This is a genomic window from Pigmentiphaga litoralis, from assembly GCF_014651835.1.
Lineage (GTDB): Bacteria > Pseudomonadota > Gammaproteobacteria > Burkholderiales > Burkholderiaceae_B > Pigmentiphaga > Pigmentiphaga litoralis.
The window spans coordinates 2,495,095-2,519,720 of sequence record NZ_BMXQ01000001.1; the positions used below are offsets into that span (position 1 = coordinate 2,495,095).

A 24,626-nucleotide genomic window follows, 5' to 3' on the forward strand; every position below is an offset into this window, starting at 1 on the left:
CGAACGCTATTACCTTGTTAACCCACCGCATGGCTGTAGGTTGACAGATGTGCTGGGGGTCGTGTGTCAGCGTCATCGCTTAACCATGTCAGAATGTAACGTGACTTTGCAGCGGCGATAAGCTGTCGGCCGTTCAGCAAACTGCCATGATGCCGGGTGTACCCTGATCCCCTGGAGCCGGCAGGCCTGCTCATCAATACGACCTTGATGCGCCATCAACGCCAGGCCCTGCTGCGCCGTTACGCGCTGTTTCATGCTGATAGCGTCCTGACCACACTTTGTGCGGTTTCGGCGCGTGCCCGGAGGTTGTGCGTGCCGTCTACTGCTCTTTCCATGGCGTCCTGGTCCGTCAAGGATATTCCTTTTGCCGACATCGACCCGCGCACGGTCGAGAAGGACGACATTCTCTTTTATGTCCTGGCCAGCGCATCGATGGTCGAGAGCGGCTCGGACACCTACACCCGCAATCTGGTCGCCTACTACGGCGACAACGACGACTTGGCGCGCTGGCTTGCGCTGCAGTGGGAACCAGAAGAACTGCAGCATGGCAGTGCGCTGCGCGCCTATATCGAACATGTCTGGCCGGACTTCGACTGGGACACGGCCTATCGCACCTTCTTTGCCGACTATGCGCAGCGCTGCACGCTTGACGAGCTCGAGCCGACACAAGGGCTGGAACTGGCCGCGCGCTGCGTCGTCGAGATGGGCACGGCCAGCCTGTACCGCAGCCTGCAGGCCTATGCCAGCGAGCCGGTGCTGCGCACGCTGATGGACAACATCCGCAGCGACGAAGTGCGGCACTACAAATATTTATACCGCTACTTTTGCGACTACAACGCGCGCGAACGCAACGGACGCCGTGCCGTGTTCGGTGCCCTGCTGCGGCGCCTGATGGAGATCCGCAACGACGATGCGGACTGCGCGATCCGGCATGTGATGGCGGTGCGCGAACCGCAGGCCGATGCGGCACGGCTGGCCGACGTCAGCCGCCGCACGCGCCTTCTGATCCGGCGCAACCTGCCCGTGGACATGAGCGTGAAGATGCTGCTCAAGCCGCTGGACCTGCCGCCCCGCATGCAGGCCGGCATCGAATATCCGCTGAACCGGCTGACGCGGTACCTGTTCCTGCGTTAGGCGCACGCCGTCTTGCGCCTGACCTGTCTTGCGCCGGAATGTCAACGCAGGCGGCTCAACCAGCTGGACGGCTTGACCACCTCGCCCGACACCGGGTCCAGGTAGACCTTGACCTTGGCGCCATTGCGGTCATAGCCTTCGACTTCCCAGCAGCCGTCATCGGCTTCGACATCGCGCACGTCGTAGCCCAGCGCCTCGGCCTTGCTGATCGCCTGGTCGATCGGGATCCAGGTGTCGCGCGGATGGTAGGGGCATTTGTCGGCGGCGTGTGCGGCGGACAGGGTCAGGCCAAGGGCCGACACGGCAATCAGGACAGAAGGCAGCAGACGCATGGGAACTCCAGGAAGGGATCATTGAGACCGCAGCGTAGCAACGGCCGCCCGGATTACCCTGACTGGCGCTGTCAGCGTTCTATCAGTCTCGGTTTGTTAGGGTGACGGCATGTCATACCGACCCGCCCTTCTTATCTCGCTGCTGGCGCTGCTGCTGGCGGTCCTGCTTGCCGTGTGCGCGCCGCCGGCAGGCGCGCGGGACCGCGACAGGGACAGGGACCAGGACCGCGCGCGCAACGCGCTGCTGCAGGGCGAAATCCGGCCGCTGTCGGCCGTGCTCAGGACCGTGCGCGACAAGGTGCCCGGCGAGATCATCGAGATCGAGCTCGACCGGGAAGACACGGGGTGGGTCTATGAAGTCAAGGTCCTCACCTCCAACGGGCGGCGCAAGAAAGTCGACGTCGACGCCCATTCGCTCGATATCCTGAAGATAGATTGATATGCGCATTCTTGTCGTCGAAGACGAACCCCGCATTGCGGCCGATGTGCGCACCGGCCTTGAGCGCGCGCAGTATGCGGTCGACGTCTGCACCGATGGCGAAAGCGCATGGTTCCAGGCCGGCACCGAAGACTACGATGCGATCGTGCTCGACCTGGGCCTGCCCAAGATGGACGGCCTGTCGGTGCTCAAGCGACTTCGGGCGTCCGACGTCACGACGCCGGTGCTGATCCTGACCGCGCGCGACGGCTGGCGCGACAAGGTCGAAGGCATCGATGCCGGCGCCGACGATTACCTGGCCAAGCCTTTCCAGATGGAAGAACTGCTGGCGCGGCTGCGGGCGATCACCCGGCGCGCGGTCGGCCAGACCACGTCGCTGCTGACGGCCGGTCCGGTCGAAGTCGATACCCGCACCCGGCTGGTGACCGTGCACGGCAGCGCCCTGCCGCTGTCCGCGCTCGAATATCGATTGCTGTCCTACCTGCTGCACCACCGCGGCCGCATCGTCTCGCAAAGCGAGCTGATCGATCATCTGTATTCCGGTGATTCGGACCGGGACACCAATGCCATCGAAGCCCTGGTCGGCCGCCTGCGCCGCAAGCTGGACGTAGACCTGATCGAAACGCGGCGCGGGCATGGCTACCTCGTACCCGACCGGTTTCAATGAGTCCGCGGTCCCTGCGGTTCAGGCTGGTTGGCGCGGCGGCGCTGCTGATCGTGCTTGCGCTTGCACTGGGCGGCGTTGGCCTGACCGCCATCTTTGACGAGCAGGCAGAACGACGCGCCGCCACGGAACTGGATCTGCACGTGAAAACGCTGGCCGCGCAGGTCCGCGTGGATACGGCCGGTGCGCTGCAGGTCGACGTGCCACCGCAGGAACCGCGCTTCGAACGGCCTTATGGCGGGCTGTACTGGCAGATCGATGGGCCCGGCGGCAAGGGGCTCCGGTCCCGGTCCCTGTGGGACTTCGTGCTGCAGGACCCGCCCGGCAGCACCACCGCGCGCGACCTGGACATGCACGAGATTCCCGGACCGGAAACGGCCCAGTTGCTGGCGATCCAGCGCACGATCGTGGTCCCGCAGGGCGCCAGCGAACAGCGCCTGCAGATCACGGTTGCGGTCGACGAAGCGCTGTTGTCGGCCGAGCGCTGGTCCTTTCTTGGCCTGCTGCTGCCCTCGCTGCTTGCCCTGGCGGTCCTCCTGGTGCTGGCCATGGCCTTCTTCATTCACCTTGCGCTGCGCCCGTTGCGCGCCCTGCGCGCGGACCTGGGCGACATCCACGCCGGCCGGCGCCGCACGCTGTCGCGCGACGTGCCCGAAGAAGTGCAGCCTGTCGTTGACGACCTCAACCGCCTGATCGGTTTCCAGGACGCCGCCGTCGAACGCGCACGCACGCAATCGGCCGACCTGGCCCATGGCCTGAAGACGCCCCTGGCCGTGCTTGCCGCCATGGCGCGCACGGCCCGGGACGCAGGCGAGGCCGACCTGGCCACCGGCATCGACGAGCAGATCGACGCCATGCGCCGGCACGTCGACCGCGCCCTGGCCCGCGCACGGGCCGGCATGGCAGCCGCCCTGGGTCAGCAGGCGGCCGACGTGTCGGTGGTGTGCCGCAAGACCCTCCGCATGCTGAAGACCTTGCCCGATGCCGGCGCATTGACCTGGGTCAGCGACGTGCCGGAAGGCCTGCGTTTTGCCGGTGACGAAGGTGACCTGACCGAACTGCTTGCCAACCTGCTGGACAACGCGCGCAAGTGGGCGGCAAGCCAGGTGCGGCTGTCTGCGAGTGCTTCAGGGGATCGCGTGACGGTGGTGATCGAAGACGATGGCCCGGGCATGTCGGAAGCCGAGACGGCCCACATCGACCGGGGCCAGCGATGGGACGAGTCGACGCCGGGGACGGGTTTTGGCCTGGCGATTACGCGTGACCTGGTCGATGCGTATCACGGCCGGCTGCGGCTGGACCGCTCGGACCTGGGAGGCTTGCGCGTGACCTTGGATCTGCCGAGTCCACGCACCCCTGTAAAAAAATAGAGCCATGAAAAAAGCCAGCACATCGTGCTGGCTTTTTCGATCCCTGTGCCTGGCTTGCTGCCTTACTTCAGTGCCTTGTAACGCAGGCGCTTGGGCTTGGCCCCTTCTTCGCCCAGGCGCTTCTTCTTGTCGGCTTCGTATTCCTGGTAATTGCCGTCGAAGAAGGTGACTTGCGAGTCGCCTTCGAATGCCAGGATGTGCGTCGCGATCCGGTCCAGGAACCAGCGATCGTGGCTGATGACCATGACGCTGCCGGGGAATTCGAGCAAGGCGTCTTCCAGCGCGCGCAGGGTTTCGACGTCAAGGTCGTTGGACGGCTCATCCAGCAGCAGCAGGTTGCCGCCGGCCAGCAGCGTCTTGGCCAGGTGCAGGCGGCCGCGTTCACCGCCCGACAGGTTGCCGACAATCTTGTTCTGGTCGCCGCCCTTGAAGTTGAAGCGGCCCAGATAGGCGCGCGACGACATTTCGAAGCGGCCGACGGTCAGGATGTCGGCGCCGTCCGACACGGCGTCGAACACGGTCTTGCCGTCTTCCAGCGCATCGCGCATCTGTGCCACGTAGGCGGTCTTGACGGTCGAACCGGTCACGACTTCGCCCGAATCGGGCGTCTCCTGCCCGGCGATCATGCGGAACAGGGTCGACTTGCCGGCGCCGTTCGGGCCGATGATGCCGACGATGGCGCCCGGGGGCACCTTGAAGCTGAGGTTGTCGATCAGCAGACGATCGCCATAACCTTTGCTCACGTTGTTGAATTCGACCACTTCGTTGCCCAGGCGCTCGGCCACGGGAATGAAGATTTCCGAGGTCTCGTTGCGCTTCTGGTATTCGTGCGAGCTCAGTTCTTCAAAGCGCGCGATACGCGCCTTGGACTTGGCCTGGCGCGCCTTGGGGTTCTGGCGCACCCACTCCAGTTCTTTCTTGATGGTCTTCTGGCGTGCCGATTCGCTGGCCTCTTCGTTCTTCAGGCGCGCGTCCTTCTGCTCGAGCCACGAGCTGTAGTTGCCCTTCCACGGAATGCCGTGGCCGCGGTCCAGTTCCAGGATCCACTCGGCGGCGTTGTCGAGGAAGTAGCGATCGTGCGTCACGGCTACGACGGTGCCCGGAAACTTTTGCAGGAAGACTTCCAGCCAGTCGACGCTTTCGGCATCCAAGTGGTTGGTCGGCTCGTCCAGCAGCAGCATGTCGGGCTTGGACAGCAACAGGCGGCACAAGGCGACACGGCGCTTTTCACCGCCGGACAGGTTGCCGACGATGGCGTCCCAGGGCGCCAGGCGCAGTGCGTCGGCTGCGATTTCCAGCTGATGCTCGACGTCGCCGCCGCTGCTGCCGGTTGCGATGATGGCTTCGAGTTCGCCCTGCTCGGCGGCCAGCGCGTCGAAGTCGGCGTCAGGCTCGGCGTAGGCCGCGTAGACCTCGTCCAGGCGCTTCTTGGCCGCGAAGACCGAGCCCAGGCCCTCTTCCACGGCTTCGCGCACGGTGTATTCGGGATTGATCTGCGGTTCCTGCGGCAGGTAGCCGATGTTCAGGTTCGGCATCGGCACGGCTTCGCCTTCGATGTCCTTGTCGATCTGCGCCATGATCTTGAGGAGCGTCGACTTGCCGGAGCCGTTCAGGCCCAGCACGCCGATCTTGGCGCCGGGAAAGAAGGACAGAGAGATGTCACGCAGGATCTGCCGCTTGGGCGGCACGGTCTTGCCGACGCGGTGCATGGTGTAGACGTATTGGGCCATGGAGGGTGCTCGATAAAGGGACGATCAGGCGCGGGCGGGGGCGTGTCCCCTCTGCTGGCCGATCATTCCAGGGTGATGTTGGCTTGCTTGATGATGTCGCGGTTGTTGTCGTATTCGGTCCGGATCGCCTTGGCGAAGTCGGCCGGTGTGCCGCCGGTCGGCACATTGTCGCTGCTGACCAGCCGCTCGCGGATGTCAGGCATGGCCAGCACGTCATTGATGGCGGCGTTCAGTACCGTGACGATGGCGGGCGGCGTGCCCGCGGGCGCAAAGATGCCGAACACCGACATCAGGTTCGCTTTCGGATATCCCAGTTCGGCAAAGGTCGGCACGTTGGGCATGACGTCCACGCGCTGGGGCGCACCGACGGCCAGCGGCCGCAGTTTGCCAGCCTTGATGTGGCCGTTCAGCAGCGGGCCGAGATTGGTCGTCAGCACTTCGAACTGGCCCGCCAGCGCGTCATTCTGCTGCTGGCCACCGCCCTTGTAGGGAATGTGCGTGATGTCGACATTGGCCGCCCGCTTGAACTGTTCCAGCGTGATGTGGCCGACCGTGGCCAGGCCCGACGTGGCCCAGCGCAGGGCGCCCGGCTTGGCCTTGGCCTGCGCAACCAGATCATTCATGGCCTGACCGGTGAAGCCGGGCGTCCCGAGGAGCACCACCGGCGAAAACATGACGCTGGCGACCGGCGTGATGTCCTTGAACGGGTCGTAGGCGACCTTGCTGAGCAGGGGGTTCAGCGCGAGCGGGCTGATCGATGAAAAGCCGATCGTATAGCCGTCCGGCGCGGCTTTGGCAACGACATCCATGCCGATCGTGCCGCCCGCACCACCCTTGTTTTCGACGATGACAGGCTGACCCAGCCTGACCGCCAGCTTTTCGGCCATGGCACGGGCCACGATGTCGCTGACGCCGGCAGGCGGATAGGCCACGACGATGCGGACGGGCTTCTGGGGCCACGAGAGCGGGGTCATGGCAAACGCAGGCGAAGCGCCGACGGCACACACGGCAGAGGCGAGGAACAGGCAGAAACGCTTGAGTATCACGGCTTGGAAACTTGCGGGAGGGAAGCCGGACATTGTAAGGGATCGCCGCGCAGGCGCGACTGCGTGCGCTCGATCCGGCATCGCCATCGCTCACGGCATCAGGCCGGGTGCGCGCGGTCCAGTGACGGTTTGGCGGACCCGGCGTCGGTCGGGTGCACCCCGCTGACCGCCGTCGGCCCGCTGGACGCCGACGCCGCCACGCCTGCTGTGGGGTTGCCATCGCCACCGCCATCGCCTGCGCCTGTGCCTGCGGCGGCCGGCCCCGTTGCATCGATCCGTTGTTCCTGGTTCAGCAGACGGCTTCCGACCTTGCGGATCGGCGCCAGCTGGCGAGTGATCAGCGCCAGTTGCGTCTGCACCAGCCGGCGCGCGTCGTCGATGTGCTCCGGCAGCGTTTCGAGCTGCTCGGCCAGGCTTTCTTCTTCGGCATTGCGCACCATGATCGGCCGGCGATCGGCCAAGCCAATGGCGACTTCATCGAGCGCGGCGGCCACGCGTTCGGCCTGCTGCAGCATGGCCAGGTCACCCGGGGCATCGAGCACGGTATCGCCCCGGTGCGCACCCAGGCCCGACAGGTAGTTCAGCAGCGTGTGCGAGAGCACCAGGAAACGCAGGCCCGTGTCGGCATCCCGCCGGAAATGGCCGGGCTCGGCCAGGATGTTCGACATGGCCACCGAAAACGCTGCGTCCGCATTGTGCGCATTGCGGCGCGCGGTACGGTAGGCCAGGTCATCGAGCTTGCCAGTGCGGTATTGCGCCAGGATCGCACGCAGATACCTGGCGTTGTTGGCCACGGCGTTCGAGGCCAGCTTGTTCAACCGCCGCCCCTGCCAGTCGGGCAGGATCACGAACACCGCCAGCACGGCAATCATTCCGCCCACCAGCGTATCGACCATGCGCGGCAGGATCAGGTCATAGCCATTGCCCACCTGGTTGAAGCACATCAGCACCAGCAGGGTCATGGCCGCCGTCGCCACCATGTAGCGGCTGGCCCGGGTCGCAAAGAACACCACGCCCGCCACCACCGCGATCACCGCCTGCAGCGACGCCCCGGGCGCCAGCTTGAACAGCGCCCAGCCGATCACCAGCCCGATCAAGGTGCCGCCGATCCGCTGCGTGGTCCGCTTGCGGGTCGCGCCGTAACTCGGCGCCGATACGAACAGCGTCGTCAGCACGATCCAGTAGCCTTCGCTCGGATGCAGCAGATGCACCATGCCATAGCCCACCGCCAGTGCAATCGCCAGGCGCAGCGCGTGCCGGAACAAGGGCGCGGCCGGCGTCAATTGCAGCTTGACGCGGTCCAGCGCGTCCTTGAAGGACTTGGGTGAGCGGTCCAGCAAGGTGCTGTCATGCTCTTCGATCGTCGCCTGCTTGCCCGCGCCCGCCAGCCGGCGATTCAGTGCGCCCAGATTGCCCGACAGGGCCGACAGCGAGCGCAGCAGGCGGCTCCACTCCGGCTTGTTCTGCGCGCGCAGGTATTCCATGGACGCATCAAGGTCGTCCTTGGCCTGCTGCGCCTCGCTGTCGTTCACGAAGGGCTGGCGCATCTGGATGGCCAGCGCCAAGCGGCGGCACACCCGCCCTTGCGAGCGCAACAGGCGCTGGCAGCGGAACATGATGTCGCTGTGGAAGAACGTGTCAGCCAGTTCGTTGTAGGGGTAGTGCGACGACGATGCACGTTCGTGCACGTCCTGGGCGATGAAGTACAGCGCCAGATACCGGCTGTTCTTCTGCCCCGGCCGCGCCTGGCCGACGCGGCTGAAAATGCTTTCCTTCGCCACATTCAGCGCCGTCACGACCTTGCTGTTCAGTTGCGCAAGCTGCAGGCGCTGCGACTCGATATCGATGCCGCGCACCGGTTCGAACATGGCCGACTTCAGCTTCAGGTAGTCGCCCAAAGCGTGAAAGAGCACGGCCAGTTTCTGCTGCACGGGCTGGTGGGCGAACATCGCGCACCACAGCACCGACAACGCGCCGTACCAGGTCGCGCCGATCAGGAGCAGCGCCGGCTCACTCCAGAAGTGGTCGGAGGTGCCGTTGGCGTGCTCGACGCCAATGGTCGTGTAGATCGCCAGAATCAGGGTGGCGTAGGCGATCGCCCGATAACGCTCGCCGATCGCGCCCAGCATGGTCAGCCCGAATGCCGAGATCGACAACCCGATGACAAACAGCCACGGATAGGGGAACAGGGCCTTGACCGACAGCGCCGCCACCGCAAAACAGGCCAGCGTGACAATCTGCGCCCGCAGGCGGCCGCGCCAGCTGTCGTCGGTTTCCGACAATGCGCAGGCAATGATGCCCAGAAAGACCGGGATCAGCGCTTCCTGCCTGTCCAACCGCCAGCAGACGCCCATGACCGTCGCCAACGCGATGAACACGCGCAGGCTGTAGACGAAGGTGTCTTGCGCCCAAAGGCGCCGGAGAAAGTGGACGAAGGTCGGTGCGCGCATAGTGCCGTGAATGAGCCGTGCGCCGGGGAACCGGCGATGGAAGGTCTACTATCGCACGACCTAGGGAAAACACCTAGTGGTTGTTGCTGCAAGGATTCGCAGCTTGACACGGCAGCCGACGACCGACAACGGCGAGGCTTCGAATGACCAGGACAAAACCACGCCGGGGGGACACCCTTCAAATCCAAAAAACCTGAAAATCTGCCACATCTGCGTTATCGGGTGGGTCACATGGCAAAGGTGGCAAGAAATGGCGTTTTCAGATTTTGAAGGGTCCCCCGGCGCGCCTCGGAGCGAGATCTTGCACGTCGAACTGCCGGCCGCGACGTCACCGGAAGTGCAGCGCGCGGCGCAGATCGCCCTGAACAAGGCGGTGCGGATCCTTGGGCCGGCGCTACTGCAAGATGCCGATCGGCTGGCGGCTCTGATCGTTGGTCTTGCCACGCCCACATCGAACCTGGTCAAACAACGGGTCGAGCGGCGACGCGTGATCAGCACCCTGACGGTGGAAACCGAATGGATCAGTGCGCTGGAGCTGCAGGAAACCGTGGACGGTCACCCGCGCGTCGTTGCCGACTGGAAACGACGCGGCAGGATCTTCGGGGTAACGGGGCCGGATGGAAAGGATCTCTTCCCTGCCTACCAGTTCGATGGCGCAATGCGACCCTTGCCTGTCGTGGCGGATATCCTCAAGCGGTTTGGCCCGGTTTCCGATCCCTGGCCCCTGATCGCCTGGTTCCACACACCCAATATGTGGCTCGTCAGGCACGACGACAGAGACCGGCGCTACGTTGCACCGAAGAACTTCCTGCATGACGCGGGCGCGCTGCGGTTTGCACTGCAGTTGCGCGACCGCAAGGCGGAAGCGCTCGATATCAGACCGCCACCGGCGCCTTGATGTGCGGATGGAACTGGTAGTCCTGGATGTCAAAGTCTTCGTATTCGTACTCGAACAAGGACGCGGGTTTGCGCTTGATGACCAGTTTCGGGTACGGGTAGGGATCGCGCGCGAGTTGCAATTCGACTTGGTCGAAGTGGTTCGTGTACAGGTGGCAGTCGCCGCCCGTCCAGATGAAGTCACCGACTTCAAGGTCGCACTGTTGGGCCACCATGTGGGTCAACAGCGCGTAACTGGCGATGTTGAACGGGACCCCCAGGAAGATGTCGGCGCTGCGCTGGTACAGCTGGCAGGATAGTTTGCCGTCGGCCACGTAGAACTGGAAGAACGCGTGGCACGGGGGCAAGGCCATCTGCGGGATGTCGGCCACGTTCCAGGCCGAGACGATCAGGCGCCGCGAATCGGGGTTTTTCTTGATCTGCTCGACCACCTGGCTGATCTGGTCGATGTGTCCGCCAGCGGGCGTGGGCCAGCTGCGCCATTGCACGCCATAGACCGGGCCCAGATCGCCATCGGCACGCGCCCATTCGTTCCAGATCGATACGCCGCGCTCCTGGAGCCACGCCACGTTCGAGTCGCCGCGCAGGAACCACAGCAATTCAATGAAGATGCTTTTGGTGTGCAGCTTTTTGGTGGTGACCAGGGGGAAACCTTCGGCCAGATTGAACCGCATCTGGTGTCCGAAGACGGACCGGGTGCCGGTGCCGGTGCGATCCGTCTTGTGTACCCCGTGCTGGTACACGTGGCGCATGAAATCTTCGTATTGGCGCATGGGAGCAAGCTGTATAGAAATTCTGTACGCCCATTGTAGGCGGCATCGCCTTTTGCTACATGACGGCCGCCTGACAGGCCCATGAACGCCCTAGCCGGGCCTGCACGGCCTGTGCATCCCGGCGAAACGCGGATCAATCAGCCAATATGCTGGCGAAAGAATGCCAGCGTGCGTTCATACGCCTTGGCCGATGCGTCGGCGTCGTACGAGCCCCGCTCGCTGCAATTGAAGCCGTGGCCGGCCGAATACACGTGCACCGGGATGTCCGGGTGCCCGGCCTGGATCTTTTCCACCTCGGGCAGGGGAATCGAGTGGTCCTGGTCGCCAAAGTGCATCATGACGGGGATCCTGGGCTGCTCGCCGATCATGTTCTGGATTCCGCCGCCGTAGTACGGCACCGCGCAGGCAAAACCGTCCGCCTTGCACGCGGCAGCCCACGAAATCAGCCCGCCCCAGCAGTAGCCCACGATGCCGACCTTGCCCGCCTCGGCGGCGACCTTCAGCGCAGCGGCAACGTCCGTCAGGGCCTGGTCCAGCGACACTTTGCCCTTCAGTTCCACGCCGCGCTTCACGTCGTCGGGCGTGTAGCCCAGTTCAAGGCCCTTTTCGATCCGGTCGAACAAGGCCGGCGCGATGACCAGGTAGCCTTCGGACGCAAATTTGTCCGCCACGCTGCGGATGTGCCCGTTCACACCGAAGATTTCCTGCACCAGCACCAGCCCACCCCGCGGCGTGCCGGTCGGGTCAGCGCGGTAGGCGCTCAGTTGGTTGCCGTCGTCTGTAGTCAGCGAAATGATCTGTCCCATGATGTCCCTTTTGAGTGCTTGGTGAAACTACCGACGGCAACGATACCGCCAACTCCGGATGGACGCGACGCAGATTGTGAAACCTGAGGCGTCTATACTTTTCCAAGCAGTGCCCCCAGCGATCGTCAGGAGACCCCATGCGCAGAACAAGAAACGCCAAGATCGTCGCCACCGTCGGACCGGCCAGCAGCGACGCGGCCACCCTGGCCCGGCTCTTCCATGCCGGCGCCGACGTCTTCCGCCTGAATTTCAGCCACGGCACCCAGGCCGACCACCAGGCGCGCGTCGCCACGCTGCGCGCGCTCGAAGCCGAGGTCGGTCGCCCGATCGGCATCCTGATGGACCTGCAGGGCCCCAAGCTGCGTGTGGGCCGGTTCGCCGACGGCGCCGTCGTGCTGACCGAGGGTCAAAGCTTCCGGCTGGACCTGGACGCCGACCGGCCGGGCGATGCCACCCGCGCGCCCCTCCCCCACCCGGAAATCTTTGCCGCCCTGACTTCGGGCACCGACCTCCTGGTGGATGACGGCCGCATCCGGCTGCGCGTGCAGCAGCACGGTGCCGACTTTGCGGACACCGTCGTCATCAACGGCGGGCTGCTGTCCGACCGCAAGGGCGTGAATGTGCCGGGCGTCGTGCTGCCGCTGTCGGCCATGACCGCCAAGGACCATTCGGACCTGGCTTTTGGTCTGGAACTGGGCGTGGACTGGGTGGCCCTGTCGTTCGTGCAGCGCGCCGAAGACATTCGCGAGATCAAACAGATCGTGGGCGACCGTGCCCGCATCGTGGCCAAGCTGGAAAAGCCCGCGGCGATTGCCGAACTGGATTCCATCGTGGCCGAAACGGATGCGGTGATGGTGGCGCGCGGCGACCTGGGTGTCGAGATGCCCGCCGAGCAGGTGCCGGCGATCCAGAAACGCATCGTCCGGGCGTGCCGCCGGGTCGGCAAGCCGGTGATCGTGGCCACGCAGATGCTCGAGTCGATGGTGAGCGCGCCGGTGCCTACGCGTGCCGAAGCATCGGACGTGGCCACGGCCATTTATGACGGCGCCGATGCGGTGATGCTGTCGGCCGAGTCGGCATCGGGCAAGTTTCCGATCGAGGCCGTGACCATGATGAACAACATCATCGTGCAGACCGAAGCCGACCCGCATTACCGCGAGGTCATGGAAGCATCGCAAACGCCGCCGCCCGCGGACATTGCCAACGCGATCGGCCGGGCCGTGCGCGGCGTGGCCAGCCTGCTGCACGTGGCCACCACGATTGCATACACGCGGTCGGGCTATTCGGCACTGCGCATGTCGCGTGAGCGGGCCGAGGCGCCGATCATCGGCATGACGCCGAACCTGACCACGGCGCGTCTGCTGGCGCTGGTGTGGGGCGTGCATGCGGTGCAGACGCACGAAGTGGCGACGGTGGGCGAGATGACCGACTACGCGTGCGAGATCGCGCTGCGCGAAGGATTCGCCACGCAGGGGCAGACGGTGGTGATCTCGGCCGGGCTGCCGTTTGCGTCATCGGGCACGACGAATATCCTGCGCATTGCGACGGTGGGCGAAGCGGCGCGCTGAGCGGGGGCACAAAGCGCCGCGCCGGGGATGCCGCCGCAGGGATCTTGTCGCCAGCGTGCTAGATTCGCGCTTTGCCTTTACGCCCGGAACGCACCATGGCCACACCGTATTCGCTCATCGTCGCCTACTCACGCAACCGCGTGATCGGGCGCGACAATCAACTGCCGTGGCGTCTGCGCGGCGACCTCGCCCACTTCAAGCGCACGACGCTGGGCCAGCCTATCCTGATGGGCCGCAAGACCTGGGAATCACTGGGACGTCCGCTGCCTGGCCGCACCAACATCGTCATCACCCGCAACCCTGCCTATGTAGCCGACGGCGCGGTGGTGGTGAGCAGCCTGGCCGACGCCCTAGCAGCGTGCGGCGACGCGCCGCATGCGTTCGTGATCGGCGGCGCGCAGATCTATGGCGAGGCGCTGCCGGGCGCGACGCAGCTGATCGCCACGGAAGTGGACGTGGAGACCGAAGGCGACGCGTTCTTTCCGCCCCTGCCACAAGCTGACTGGGAAGAAGTGGCGCGCGAGGCGCAACCGGAAGAAGACGGCCTGCGTTATGACTTCGTGACGTATCGCCGGCTCACCTGAGCCGGCGCGTCGATCTGTCGCTGACGCATTAAAAAGGGAGACCCGCGGGTCTCCCTTGTCACATCAGGCAGGCGTCACACCAGGCAGGCGTCACACTAGGCAGGCGTCACCTCACGCCGCCCCGTGATCACTGCCCTGCCGGCTTCCACAGGTAGTCGAACGACTCTACGGGCGTTACCCAAACCACCCCGTCGCCTACGTGACGTGTCGTGCCGGCTTGAATGATCGCGGCGCGCAACGCATCCACGTGCTCGTCATCGGCCACGATCTCGACCCGCACCTTAGGCGAATAGTCCAGCAGCTCCTGCTTGTGGTTTGTCGGCGGGTTGCGCGTGGGCGAACTGCAGCCCTCGACCTTGGACACGGTCATACCCGGAAAGCCATGCACGTGGCGCAAGGCCTCGCGGACGTCAGCAAGCCGATTGGGGCGAATGATTGCCTTGATCTCTTTCATGAAAGCTCTCCTTAAGCCTCTTTGCCTTCTTCATCGAACCACTTGTACAGGGTCGGAAGCATGAGCAACGTCAACAATGTCGAGGTAATCAGACCGCCAATCACCACCACGGCCAGCGGACGCTGGACTTCCGATCCCGGTCCGGTAGCGAACAGGAAAGGAATCAGGCCCAACATGGCGACCGTGGCGGTCATCATGACCGGCCGGAATCGCATGGTCGCGCCTTGCAGCACCGACTCATCGAGCGACTTGCCCTCCATCCGCAGGCCGCGGATGTAGGACACCATCACCACCCCGTTCAACACGGCGATCCCCCACAGCGCGATGAACCCGACCGATGCGGGCACCGACAGGTATTCGCCCGTGACGAACAGGCCGAAGATCCCGCCGATCGATGCAAACGGCAGCACCGTGATGATCAGCGTGGCGTAGCGCACGGATTTGAACAGCAGGAACAGCAGGAAGAAGATCGCCGCGACCGTGATCGGTACGATGATCGTCATGTGGCCCAGCGCCCGTTCCATGTTCTGGAAGGTGCCGCCCCACTCCAGGTAGTAGCCGACAGGCAACTGCACCTGAGTCTGCACGGCCTGCTGCAGTTCGGCCACGAAGCCGCCCAGGTCGCGGTCAGCCACGTTGATCGCGACCACGATGCGGCGCTTGCCGCCTTCGCGGCTTATCTGCGCCGGACCGTCCAGCACCTCGATCTTGGCCAGGCTGTCCATTGGCACGCGCACGCCACGCGGCGTCGTCACCAGCAGGTCGCGGATGGCCGACACGTTGCCGCGGAAGGACTCGGGCAGACGCACCGCGGCGTTGAAGCGCCGCTCGCCTTCGAAGATCTCGGTCGCGTTCTTGCCCGCGATCGCGATTTCGATGACGTCATGCACGTCGGACACGTTCAGGCCGTAACGGGCGATGGCGCGCCGGTCGATTTCGATCGACAGGTATTGCTGCCCGCTGATCAACTCGACCCGCACATCGCGCGCGCCGCTGATGCTGTTCGCGACCTTGGCGATTTCGTTTGCCTTCGCGCGCAGGCGTCCAAGGTCTTCACCGAAGACCTTCACGGCCACGTCGGACCGGACGCCCGTCACCATTTCGTCCACCCGATCGGAAATCGGCTGGGCCATGACGACCTGCGCACTCGGGATCACCTTCAGCGCCTTCTGAATTTCGGCGGCGATGGTGTCCTGCGTCCATCCGTCGGGCCATTCATCGCGCGGCTTCAGGCTGACGACCGGGGTCGACTCGTTCTGCGATTGAGGATCAGCCGGGCTTTCGCCACGACCCACGCCCGACACCGCCGACTTGACGCCGGGCACCTGCATGATCAGCTTCATGGCCTGCATTTCCAGCTTGATCGACTCTTCAAGCGAGATATTCGGCACGCGGTTGATCGACGGCACGATCGACCCTTCCTTCATTTCGGGAATGAAGGCCGTGCCCAGCATTGGCACCAGCGCCAGCGAGCTCAGGAACAGCAGGACGGCCAGCACCACCGTTTTCTTGGCGTTCCGGACAGCCCAGGCCAACAGACGCAGGTAGGGCTTTTTCATCATCGCGATGACGCGCGTATCGTGCTCGGCGCCGCCCTTCAACACGTAGGAGGAGACCACCGGCGCCAGCGTCATGGACAACACCACCGAGATGCCCAGCGCGATGGCGATGGTGTAAGCCAGCGGCGCAAACATCTTGCCTTCCATGCCCTGCAGGGTCATCAGCGGCAGGAACACCAGGATGATGACGCAGATACCGAACACGACCGGGGTCGCGACTTCGGTCACCGAACGCAGAATGACGCGGATCTTGCTGTCCCCCGGTTCCCGCGGGCGCCCCAGGTGGCCGAAGGCGTTCTCGACCACCACGGCCGGCCCGTCCACCATCAGACCAATCGCAACGGCAAGCCCCCCCAACGACATCAGGTTGGCCGAGATCCCGAACTGGTTCATGGCAAAGAAGGTCAGCAGTGGCGTCAGGATGAGCGTCGTAATCACGATGACGGACGATCGCAGATCCCCAAGGAACAGGAAGAGCACGACCACGACCAATGCGATCCCTTCGAGCAACACCTTGGTCACGGTCCAGAGCGCGGCGTCGACCAGTTCGCTTCGATCGTAGTAGGACACGATCTGCAGCCCGTCGGGCAGCATGCCCTGGCTGTTGATCTCGGCCACCCGCGCCTTGACCCGGGACACCACTTCCTTGGCATTGCCGCCACGCATCATCATTACGATGCCACCGACCGCCTCGGTCACGCCGTTCTTGACGACTGCGCCGTAGCGGACTTCGTGACCAATCGTGATTTCGGCCACGTCGCGCATGTAGACAGGCGTGCCATTCGATTCGGTCAGCACGATGTTGCCGATGTCTTCAAGCGTTTCGATCAGGCCGACGCCGCGGATCAGATACTGCTCGGCAAAGCGCGGCAGAATGCCTCCGCCCGAGTTGGCGTTGTTGCGCGCCAGGGCCTCATAAACCTGCGAGATCGAGATGCCGTAGTGATTCATCCGGTCCGGATTCATCAGGGCCTGGTACTGCTTGACGTAACCGCCTTGCGAGTTGATTTCCGCTACCTGCGGAATGGAACGCAGCAGCGGACGCACGACCCAGTCCTGCGCGATGCGCCGCCTGGTCAATTCTTCGACCGACAACTCCTTGTCGCCGTCGTCGGGCTTGTCGAGCGTGTATTGGAAGACCTCCCCCAGGCCGGTCGAGACCGGACCGAGCACCGGCGTCACGCCCGTGGGCATGCGCGAAGCGACCTCGATCAGCCGTTCCATGACCAGTTGCCGCGCGAAATACACGTCGGTCGCGTCGGTGAACACCAGAGTGATCAGCGACAGGCCCGGCTTGTTCAGCGAACGCATTTCCTCGATGCCGGGCAGCCCGGTCATCGCGATCTCGACGGGCACGGTCACGAAGCGCTCGACTTCTTCGGGCGATCGCCCAGGCGCCTCAGTCGCGATCTGGACCTGCACGTTGGTCACGTCGGGGTAGGCATCGATGGACAGCTTGCGCGTCGCATCGAGGCCGACCGCCAACGCGATCACCGCGAGGACGATCACGATCAACCGCTGTTGCAGGGCAACGCGGATTATCTTTTCTAGCATGCGACTACTCCTGGGCGATGCCGGTGCGTTGGCTATTCAGATGGAACGCGCCCTCGACGACGACTTTGTCGCCTTCCCGCACACCGGCCTGCACCACGCGAGTGCCGTTGTAGCTCTGACCCAGGGTGACTTCGGTTGCACGGTAGGTGCCAGGCTTGGTTTCGACGTACACCATGTCCTTGTCGTCCGAACGGACCACTGCCGAATTGGCCACGACCACCTTGTCGCTGGGCCGGCTGGCGATCAGCATGCTGGCCAGCATGGCCGGCTTCAGACGCCCTTCCGGGTTTTCAAGCGAGGTGCGCACCAGCACCGTCCGGGTCGTCGGGTTGACGATCTGGCCGACATAGATCAGCTTGCCGGTGAACTTGGTGTTGCCCAGCGCAGGCACTTCGATCTCGGTCGTCTGACCTTGCGCAACCAGGTCGGCCTGCGCTTCGGGCACTTCGGCCACGGCCCACACCCGCGACAGGTCGGCCACGGTGAACAGGGCCTGCGCCGGTTGCACCACCTGGCCGATCGACACGTTCAGTTCGACCACCGAGCCGCGCATGGTCGACACCACTGGCGAGAACGAGCTGATCTGCCCGTCGGTGCCCAGGCGGTTGATGACCGCATCGGACACCCCCAGCACGTTCAGCTGGTCGCGCGCAGCACGCCGCTCGGCGGCGGCCACGCTGTATTCATTTTCCCGCTTTTGCAGTTCGCCGCGGCCGATCACGTCGGCGGCAAACAGCTGTCGGGCGCGTTCACGGTTGTTGGCCTGCAATTCGTTTTGCGCCTGGGCCTTCAGGTAGGCCAGTTGCGCGGTGCCCAGTTCGCTGCTGTGCAGACGGGCAAGGACATCGCCTGCCTTGACCGCCTGGCCCAGCTCCGCCTTGATTTCGGTGACTCGGCCAGTCACGGTAGCGCCAATGCGCGCGACACGTTCGATGTCGAAGTCGATCCGGCCGCTGACACGCAGCATTTCGCCAAAGGGCTGCTTGGTGATCGTCGCGAGCTTGATCCGCGACGCCATGGCCTCATCGGCCGTCACAATCGCAGGGTCGGCGGCCGGCGCGGCCGGCGCAGCGGTTTCCGGCGCCTTGTCGCCGCATGCGCTCAACAGGATCGCCAGGGCGACCAGGGACGCGGAGAGGGAAAGGGAGTGCTTCATCATGGTTGACCTGAATCGGAAGTGGGGGCGAGCAGACGCTCGATGTCAATGGCGGCCAGCTGCAGATCGAAACGCGCGGCGATGAGGTCGGTGCGCGCGACACGCAGCACGCGCTGGGCGTCGATGTATTCCAGGATGCCGCGTTCGCCAAAGCGGTAGGCGGCTTCCGACACCCGCAGCGAGGCCTCGGCCTGACGCACGATGCCCGATTCCAGCGCTTCCACCTGGGCGGCGGCGATCTGGAACTGCTGATACGCGGCTTCCAGTTCCTGGCTCAGGGCGAACTCGCGCCCTTCGACCATCGTGCGCACCTGGATCAGGCGCGCGGCGGCTTCGGCGATCGGACCCTGGCGGCGGTCCCACAGCGGCACGCTGACCACCAGGCCCACCCGGGTGTTCTGCACATCGGGTTCACGCTCGGTCGACGCGCGGATGGCGAACGTGGGCCGGTTCAGCGCGCGTTCGTAGTCCACGGCCACGTTGGCGCGTTCCAGTTCCAGGCGCAGCTGACGCAGTTCGGGGTTGATCGACAACATCGACGCCCGCAGGTCCTCAAGTGGCGGAATCTGCGGTGCGCGCAGTCCCAGCCCGCCTTCGACCGCAAAGCTGAGCGGCAGCCCGCCCCCGACCTGCTGGCGCAGGAAGGACTTGGCCCGGTTCACCCTCAGCAAGGCGCTCTGGCTGTTCTTCTGGGCATTGAGCAGTTCGGTCTCGGCGCGGATCGATTCGCCGCGCGGCGCATCGCCCACGTCCACCCGCACCTGCACGCGATCGTAGATCTGCTGCATCAGCGCCAGGTCTTCTTCGGCGGCGCGGAATTCGGCTTCGCGCCGCAGCGTTTCGTAGTACGCCTGCTTGACCGACGCGACCAGGTTGGTCAGGAAGACGTTGCGGCCGGCCAGGGTGGCATCCAGGGTGCGTTCGGCAATCTGCGTGCGCAGCAGGCGCTGGCTGGGCAGGTCGATCCGCTGGGTGACCGACAGGGTGTTGAGCGAACCCGCGGCGCCGCCTGTCTGGCGCGCCGACGCGCGGCCGGTCTGGTAGTCGATTTCCGGATTGGGATAGGCGCCCGCGGTGGTGATGCCGGCACGGGCGGCATCGACGCCGGCGGCGGTCGAGCGGACGCCGGCGTTGGACGTCAGGGCAATGCTGACGAGTTGTTCGAGCGTATAGGGCTGGGCCGCCATCGCCTGGGGCGTGGCGAAACCCAGCCACACCGCAAATGCTAGGGTGATCGGTTTCATTGATATCAACAAGGGACGAACAGGCACGGCGACAGAAGTCGCGCGCAAAAGCAGGGGCGGCGTGACGCCGGCCCGACTAAGGAAGCGGAATTACAGCGTCGCCATTGGCGGCCGATAGGTGCGGAACACCGGGGCCGGCAACGGGAGAGAGGGGCGAGCCGGCGCAATGACGCGGCTGCTGACGATGGTATGGATCACGCCCTGGATGGGCAGGTCAAATTCGTGCGGGTCGACCGGACCGGCGCTGGCCGACGACGTGTCGGTCGACATGCGGCAGGCCAAGCGATCCATGTTCACGTCGCGAAGATCGAGCGCCGACAACTGGTCGACGATATGCGGCGTGTCGTCGTCAAAGAATTCCCAGTCGTCGAACTGGGCGGCCATCAACGCCATGGCAGTCAGGTCGATGGCGGACGTGGCGGCGAGGTCGCTGAGACCAAACGGAGGCTGAGTCATGCCGCCGGTTGCGAAGGCCACCGACGTGGGCGAAAAGGTGACGACCGACTCGTGTGCGTTCCGGCAATCCACGGCAGACGCCCACGCCAGATGCAGCGGCATGAGTACCAGTGTGAATATGATGAGAACGAATCGCATTGCAGCATTTTAACGGCTGAACGGCGATTTGCAATCCGGGCCTGTTACAAACCCTGATGGACCCGCGCTGTCGTTAGGCCAACGGGGGTTGGCTCATCGGATGCCGGCGCTTTCTTCGTAGCCTGCCGCGTCGAGCCACCCTGCGCTGTCGTCAGGGTTTTCCGCTCGCATCTTGAAGATCCAGGTTTCGTACGGCGACTCATTCAACAGCCCGGGGTTGTCGGACAGCGCATCGTTGAACGCGATGACAACTCCGGTTACCGGCGCGTGGATGTCCGACGCCGTCTTGACGGATTCGACGACACCGGCCGGGTCACCGGCGGCCAGGCGGGCGCCCACCTTCACATCCCCCACGAACACCAGATCGCCCAGGCGGTCTTGCGCGGTGTCGGTGATCCCGACCACGATCACATCGTCTTCGGTGCGGATCCATTCATGCGTGACGGCATAGTGGCGGTCGGAGGGCGTGGGCATCATTGGTCCTTGCAAGGGAGGTCGGAAGTTCGTATTCGGTATGTACCGATTCGGGGTCACAGCGGGGGCGGCGCAGGCGCAATGGCGTGGCCGCGCCTGACGAATGGTAGCGCGCAAACGCGCGCATTGCGCCAGACGCCGCCCATCTCTACCTGCGCCCAGGTGCCTTCGGGCACGCGGTCCGGCAACCTTGCCAGGGCGATCGGCACGCCCAGCGTTGGCGACCGGGCCAGGCTGGTGACACGCCCTTCGGCCGGTTCCCCGGCAATCAGAACGGCAGGCAGCCGAACCCTGGGGGGCGCCTGCGGCGGCGGCAGGTCGGCGTCGGCCTGCTCATCCGCATCGGCATCGGTCACGATCAGCCCGGCCAGCCGACAGGACGCGGGCCGGGCCTCGAGCGCGCGCCGTCCGATGAAGTCACGCGCCGCGTCGTGCCGGCACACGGTGTCGCCCAGGCTCGACTCGTACGGTGACGCGTCGGCGTCGGTGTCCAGCCCGTACCGCACCAGACCGGCCTCGATCCGCAGGCTGTCGCGCGCCGCCAGGCCACAGGGCCGCACGCCCAGCGCGACCAGGTCGCGCCAGAGTTCGATGACCGCATCGATCGGCCCGAAACACTCGTAGCCGCCCTCTCCGGTGTAGCCGGTATGCGCGACCATCAGATTGCCAAATTCCACGAAAGTGCGGCGCGCCAGCGGCTCCGCCAGGGGCCGACTGCCCGCGCGCGCCGCCCAGAAACGTTCGGCAGCGTGGGGGCCCTGCAGCGCCAGCATGGCCAGGTCGCGGCGCGGCTGGATCGCCAGCCGCCAGCCGCCCGTCTGGTGGACATGGTCCATCCAGGCCACGGCGGCGTCGGCGCACCCGGCGTTCAGGACCAGCCGCCAGGCATCGGCGCCCAGGCGGTACACCATGGGATGGTCGATGATGCCGCCCTGGTCCGACAGCAGACAAGACAGCAGCGCCCCGCCCGCGCCAGGCACGCCATCGACATCGTTGGCGAGGACATACCGCAGATAGGTCCGCGCGTCGCGCCCCTGCACGTCCACCGCCAGCAGGTGCGAGATGTCGAACATGCCGGCCGTGTGCCGCACGGCCTGATGCTCGTCGATGTCGGGACCGTAGGACCACGGCAGGCTCCAGCCTTCATGCTCGACCATCCGGGCGCCCAGCGCCCGATGTTCGCTGGCCAGGGGAGAACGGCGGGGCAGCAGGCTCATGGCGGCATCCCTCATCCCGGTAGGCGCGGCATTACCGCACGTTGCGATCCAGCCAGCCCACCAGCCACCCGGCCAGTTCCAGGCTGTTCCGGTCCTGCATCAGCATGTGCGAGTTGCCCTTGATGCCGAGGTCCGGCAAGGAAATCATCTCGGCCTTGCCGCCCACCTTGTTGACCGCCTCGATGAACTCGCGGCACGCCTTGAAGCGTGGCGCCCAGCGCGGCGACAGGTCGACATAATCTCCCCACAGCACCAGGATGGGCAGGCCGGCGTACGGCTTCAGGTCACCATTGGCTGCGGGGCAGGTGCCCGGCTCGATCGACACGATGCCCGCAATGCCGTCACGGTCCAGCGCCGCGGTCTGGAAAGGGTAGATCCCGGACTGCGAATGGCTGACCAGCACCGTATTCTTGACCCGCCTGGCCAGCTCAGACAGCGCCGGCACGGTCGGATTGGGGGTCGGCAGGGTGTTGATCCAGTCCGGCACCATCTGCTTCCAGAACTCGTTCTGGGCCTCGAGCGGGAAGCGCAGGCCCGGGAACACCTGCGGATAGGTCGCGCCGAACCGGAACACCATCCACGCATCGGCATGACCGACCGAGTAGACCGTGGGCAGGGTGGATACCGGCGCCTTGCCCATCTTCACCGCATTGATGGCGGCCGGCGTGGCTGCCGATCGTCCGCGCGCGGCCTGGTCGACCACGTAGGTTGGAAAGCCGCTGCGCACGAAGTACTCGTCCCAGCCCATCCGCCCGTCCGGCGTGCTTTCCCAGGTCTTGCCGGTCAGGCAGCAGCCGTGCACCAGCGCCAGCGACAAGGGACGCGGGTTGACCGGCACCTGGTAGCGGACATACATCTGCTCGACCGTGATCGTGCCGGAGGGCGCGTAGGCAGGCAGGGTCGACAGCGTGTCGGACGTGACTTCCCTGCCACCCAGGAAGAAGCTGCCCTGGCGGGCCAGGGTCAACGGCGCGTCCGGCGACAGGCTGTTCTGGCCGGAAGTCATGCCGGGCGCGCAGGCCTGCAGGCCGCCAACCACCGCGGCGCCCGCGAGCCAGCGCGCCAGCGTGGACAGGGCCGGGCGGCCGGGCAAGGCATGGGCATGACGACGAAAACGGGAATGGGAACTGGACGGGGTGGTCCGGGTGGGCAAGGTCATTGTGTCTCCTGCGATGCGCCCCGGCGTCGTTGCGGCGGGGATCGTGGGGTCAGTCTATCGGCGCACCGCCGCGGCGACAAGCCCGCGCCACCCACCGGGCGGGATGCGCCCTGTGGCACACTGCACCCTCTTTCCGGGAGTCCGAGTTGAGCTGGTTGAAGAATGTGCCCTACGAATGGGCGGTGGGGCTGCGCTACACGCGGGCAGGCCGGCGCAGCGGCCGGGATTCCTTCATCTCGTTCATTGCGTTGACCTCGATGTTGGGCATCGCCCTGGGCGTGGCCGCGCTGATCACCGTGCTGTCGGTCATGAACGGTTTCCAGACCGTCGTGCGCGATCGCATGCTGGCCGTTGTGGCACACATCGAAATCGTCGACCGGGCTGGCGTGTCGCCCAACTGGCAGGAACTGGCCCGCTTTGCCGAGCGCAATCCCGAAGTCCGCGGCGCGGCGCCCTTCCTGGACGGCCAGGTGCTGCTGACCCGCGGCACCACCCTGCGCGGCGTAGTGATGCGCGGCATCCTGCCTTCCGAAGAACCCAAGGTCACCGACATCGTGAACACCCTCAAGCAGGGCACGCTGGACGTGCTCCAGCCTGGTCAATTCAATGTGATCCTGGGGTCGGAACTGGCGTCGGCCCTGTCGGTGAAGGTGGGCGATTCCGTCACCATGATGGCGACCGACGGACAGTCGCTGCAGTCACGCGCCCTGCCCCAGCTTACGCAGCTGAACGTGGCGGGCGTCTTCAGCGCCGGGCATTTCGAATTCGATTCGTCTTTGGCCTACATCCATATCCAGGATGCCCAGACCCTGTTTCACCAGCCCGCCCCCAGCGGCGTGCGGCTGCGGATCCGCGACGTGCTGCAGGCGCCCGAGGTGGCCCGGCAACTGGCGGCCGACCTGCCGCCCAGCATCTACCTGCGCAACTGGACCCAGCAGAACGCCACGTGGTTCGCGGCCGTCAAGACGCAGAAACGCATGATGTTCCTGATCCTTGCGCTGATCATCGCGGTGGCGGCGTTCAATCTGGTATCCACCCTGGTCATGACCGTAAAAGACAAGCAGGCCGACATCGCGATCTTGCGCACGCTGGGCGCAACGCCCGGATCGATCATGAAGATCTTCGTGATCCAGGGCGCGGTGGTCGGGCTGGTCGGGACCGTGTCGGGCGTGCTGCTCGGCACCCTGCTCGCGCTGAACATCCATACGGTCATCCCGTTCATCGAACGACTGCTGAACGTGCAGTTCCTGAACCAGAGCATCTACCTGATCACCGAACTGCCGTCTGAACTGCGGTGGCATGACGTCGGCCTGATCGGCGGGTTTGCGGTCTTGCTGGCGTTTGTCGCGACGCTATATCCCAGCTGGAGCGCGGCGCGTGTGCGGCCGGCGCAGGCACTGCGGGAATCCTAGATATCGGGTC

23 protein-coding genes are annotated in these 24,626 nt (G+C 65.2%); 8 read left to right on the forward strand and 15 right to left on the reverse strand.

Going from position 1 to position 24,626, the window contains the following annotated elements; genetic code table 11:
• Positions 1 to 72: 72 nt before the first annotated feature.
• The gene (locus IE116_RS11285) at positions 73 to 255 is read right to left on the reverse strand and encodes a hypothetical protein (RefSeq protein WP_189612477.1); all 183 of its coding nucleotides are present in this window, start codon (positions 253 to 255) and stop codon (positions 73 to 75) included.
• Positions 256 to 333: 78 nt separating this feature from the next.
• Between IE116_RS11285 and IE116_RS11290 the strand changes: the two genes are divergently transcribed.
• Positions 334 to 1,134 (forward strand): ferritin-like domain-containing protein, encoded by an 801-nt coding sequence (locus tag IE116_RS11290; protein WP_189614569.1) that lies wholly within the window; start codon positions 334 to 336, stop codon positions 1,132 to 1,134.
• Positions 1,135 to 1,175: 41 nt separating this feature from the next.
• Here the strand turns inward: IE116_RS11290 and IE116_RS11295 are convergent, their stop codons facing one another.
• Positions 1,176 to 1,466, reverse strand: a complete 291-nt coding sequence (locus IE116_RS11295; protein WP_189612479.1) for a PepSY domain-containing protein — start codon at positions 1,464 to 1,466, stop codon at positions 1,176 to 1,178.
• Positions 1,467 to 1,575: 109 nt separating this feature from the next.
• Between IE116_RS11295 and IE116_RS11300 the strand changes: the two genes are divergently transcribed.
• The 3 genes from IE116_RS11300 to IE116_RS11310 are packed head-to-tail and all read left to right on the forward strand — an operon-like array spanning position 1,576 to position 3,939.
• Positions 1,576 to 1,905, forward strand: coding sequence for a PepSY domain-containing protein (locus tag IE116_RS11300; protein ID WP_189612480.1), 330 nt, complete (start codon positions 1,576 to 1,578; stop codon positions 1,903 to 1,905).
• A 1-nt stretch (position 1,906) separates the two neighbouring features.
• A complete protein-coding gene (locus IE116_RS11305; RefSeq protein ID WP_189612481.1) occupies positions 1,907 to 2,572 on the forward strand; it encodes a response regulator transcription factor in 666 nt (221 codons plus the stop codon).
• Entirely contained in the window at positions 2,569 to 3,939 is a 1,371-nt protein-coding gene (locus IE116_RS11310; protein WP_189612482.1) for a sensor histidine kinase, read from the forward strand. The genes IE116_RS11305 and IE116_RS11310 overlap by 4 nt, the downstream gene beginning before the upstream one ends.
• A gap of 62 nt (positions 3,940 to 4,001) precedes the next feature.
• On the opposite strand, the gene ettA is transcribed toward IE116_RS11310, so the two are convergent.
• The 3 genes from ettA to yccS form a co-directional block, all read right to left on the reverse strand.
• Entirely contained in the window at positions 4,002 to 5,669 is a 1,668-nt protein-coding gene (ettA, locus tag IE116_RS11315) for an energy-dependent translational throttle protein EttA (RefSeq protein WP_189612483.1), read from the reverse strand.
• Positions 5,670 to 5,731: 62 nt separating this feature from the next.
• Positions 5,732 to 6,748: a Bug family tripartite tricarboxylate transporter substrate binding protein gene (locus IE116_RS11320; protein ID WP_189612484.1), complete on the reverse strand. Its 1,017-nt coding sequence runs from the start codon at positions 6,746 to 6,748 to the stop codon at positions 5,732 to 5,734.
• 65 nt (positions 6,749 to 6,813) lie between these two features.
• Positions 6,814 to 9,165, reverse strand: a complete 2,352-nt coding sequence (gene yccS / locus IE116_RS11325) for a YccS family putative transporter (protein ID WP_189612486.1) — start codon at positions 9,163 to 9,165, stop codon at positions 6,814 to 6,816.
• Positions 9,166 to 9,268: 103 nt separating this feature from the next.
• Here yccS and IE116_RS11330 point away from each other — a divergent pair, with 103 nt between their 5' ends.
• Positions 9,269 to 10,063, forward strand: coding sequence for a hypothetical protein (locus tag IE116_RS11330; RefSeq protein WP_189612488.1), 795 nt, complete (start codon positions 9,269 to 9,271; stop codon positions 10,061 to 10,063).
• Here IE116_RS11330 and IE116_RS11335 read toward each other — a convergent pair.
• Together IE116_RS11335 and IE116_RS11340 are read right to left on the reverse strand one after the other, a co-directional pair.
• The gene (locus IE116_RS11335; protein ID WP_189612490.1) at positions 10,041 to 10,835 is read right to left on the reverse strand and encodes a thymidylate synthase; all 795 of its coding nucleotides are present in this window, start codon (positions 10,833 to 10,835) and stop codon (positions 10,041 to 10,043) included. The genes IE116_RS11330 and IE116_RS11335 overlap by 23 nt on opposite strands.
• A gap of 137 nt (positions 10,836 to 10,972) precedes the next feature.
• Complete coding sequence (locus IE116_RS11340) at positions 10,973 to 11,641, reverse strand: dienelactone hydrolase family protein (protein WP_189612492.1); 669 nt, start codon at positions 11,639 to 11,641, stop codon at positions 10,973 to 10,975.
• A gap of 137 nt (positions 11,642 to 11,778) precedes the next feature.
• Between IE116_RS11340 and pyk the strand changes: the two genes are divergently transcribed.
• Both pyk and IE116_RS11350 read left to right on the forward strand, forming a co-directional pair.
• The gene (pyk, locus tag IE116_RS11345; protein WP_189612494.1) at positions 11,779 to 13,209 is read left to right on the forward strand and encodes a pyruvate kinase; all 1,431 of its coding nucleotides are present in this window, start codon (positions 11,779 to 11,781) and stop codon (positions 13,207 to 13,209) included.
• A gap of 95 nt (positions 13,210 to 13,304) precedes the next feature.
• On the forward strand, positions 13,305 to 13,793 hold the full coding sequence (locus IE116_RS11350; RefSeq protein ID WP_189612496.1) for a dihydrofolate reductase: 489 nt from the start codon (positions 13,305 to 13,307) through the stop codon (positions 13,791 to 13,793).
• Between the two features lie 127 nt (positions 13,794 to 13,920).
• Here the strand turns inward: IE116_RS11350 and IE116_RS11355 are convergent, their stop codons facing one another.
• From IE116_RS11355 to IE116_RS11390, 8 genes are all read right to left on the reverse strand, one after another.
• Positions 13,921 to 14,247 carry a P-II family nitrogen regulator gene (locus IE116_RS11355; protein ID WP_189612499.1) on the reverse strand — a complete coding sequence of 109 codons (327 nt, stop codon included), beginning with the start codon at positions 14,245 to 14,247 and terminating at the stop codon, positions 13,921 to 13,923.
• Between the two features lie 11 nt (positions 14,248 to 14,258).
• On the reverse strand, positions 14,259 to 17,360 hold the full coding sequence (locus tag IE116_RS11360; RefSeq protein ID WP_189612501.1) for an efflux RND transporter permease subunit: 3,102 nt from the start codon (positions 17,358 to 17,360) through the stop codon (positions 14,259 to 14,261).
• 4 nt (positions 17,361 to 17,364) lie between these two features.
• Complete coding sequence (locus IE116_RS11365; protein ID WP_189614570.1) at positions 17,365 to 18,516, reverse strand: efflux RND transporter periplasmic adaptor subunit; 1,152 nt, start codon at positions 18,514 to 18,516, stop codon at positions 17,365 to 17,367.
• Positions 18,516 to 19,760 (reverse strand): TolC family protein, encoded by a 1,245-nt coding sequence (locus IE116_RS11370; RefSeq protein ID WP_189612503.1) that lies wholly within the window; start codon positions 19,758 to 19,760, stop codon positions 18,516 to 18,518. The genes IE116_RS11365 and IE116_RS11370 overlap by 1 nt, the downstream gene beginning before the upstream one ends.
• A gap of 90 nt (positions 19,761 to 19,850) precedes the next feature.
• Positions 19,851 to 20,354 carry a hypothetical protein gene (locus tag IE116_RS11375; protein ID WP_189612505.1) on the reverse strand — a complete coding sequence of 168 codons (504 nt, stop codon included), beginning with the start codon at positions 20,352 to 20,354 and terminating at the stop codon, positions 19,851 to 19,853.
• A gap of 93 nt (positions 20,355 to 20,447) precedes the next feature.
• The gene (gene gcvH / locus IE116_RS11380; RefSeq protein WP_189612507.1) at positions 20,448 to 20,828 is read right to left on the reverse strand and encodes a glycine cleavage system protein GcvH; all 381 of its coding nucleotides are present in this window, start codon (positions 20,826 to 20,828) and stop codon (positions 20,448 to 20,450) included.
• Positions 20,829 to 20,884: 56 nt separating this feature from the next.
• On the reverse strand, positions 20,885 to 22,045 hold the full coding sequence (gcvT, locus tag IE116_RS11385) for a glycine cleavage system aminomethyltransferase GcvT (protein ID WP_189612508.1): 1,161 nt from the start codon (positions 22,043 to 22,045) through the stop codon (positions 20,885 to 20,887).
• A gap of 31 nt (positions 22,046 to 22,076) precedes the next feature.
• Positions 22,077 to 23,204: an alpha/beta hydrolase family protein gene (locus IE116_RS11390; RefSeq protein ID WP_229828106.1), complete on the reverse strand. Its 1,128-nt coding sequence runs from the start codon at positions 23,202 to 23,204 to the stop codon at positions 22,077 to 22,079.
• 146 nt (positions 23,205 to 23,350) lie between these two features.
• On the opposite strand from IE116_RS11390, the gene IE116_RS11395 reads away from it, so the two are divergent.
• Positions 23,351 to 24,616 (forward strand): lipoprotein-releasing ABC transporter permease subunit, encoded by a 1,266-nt coding sequence (locus IE116_RS11395; RefSeq protein WP_189612510.1) that lies wholly within the window; start codon positions 23,351 to 23,353, stop codon positions 24,614 to 24,616.
• Positions 24,617 to 24,626 lie beyond the last annotated feature (10 nt).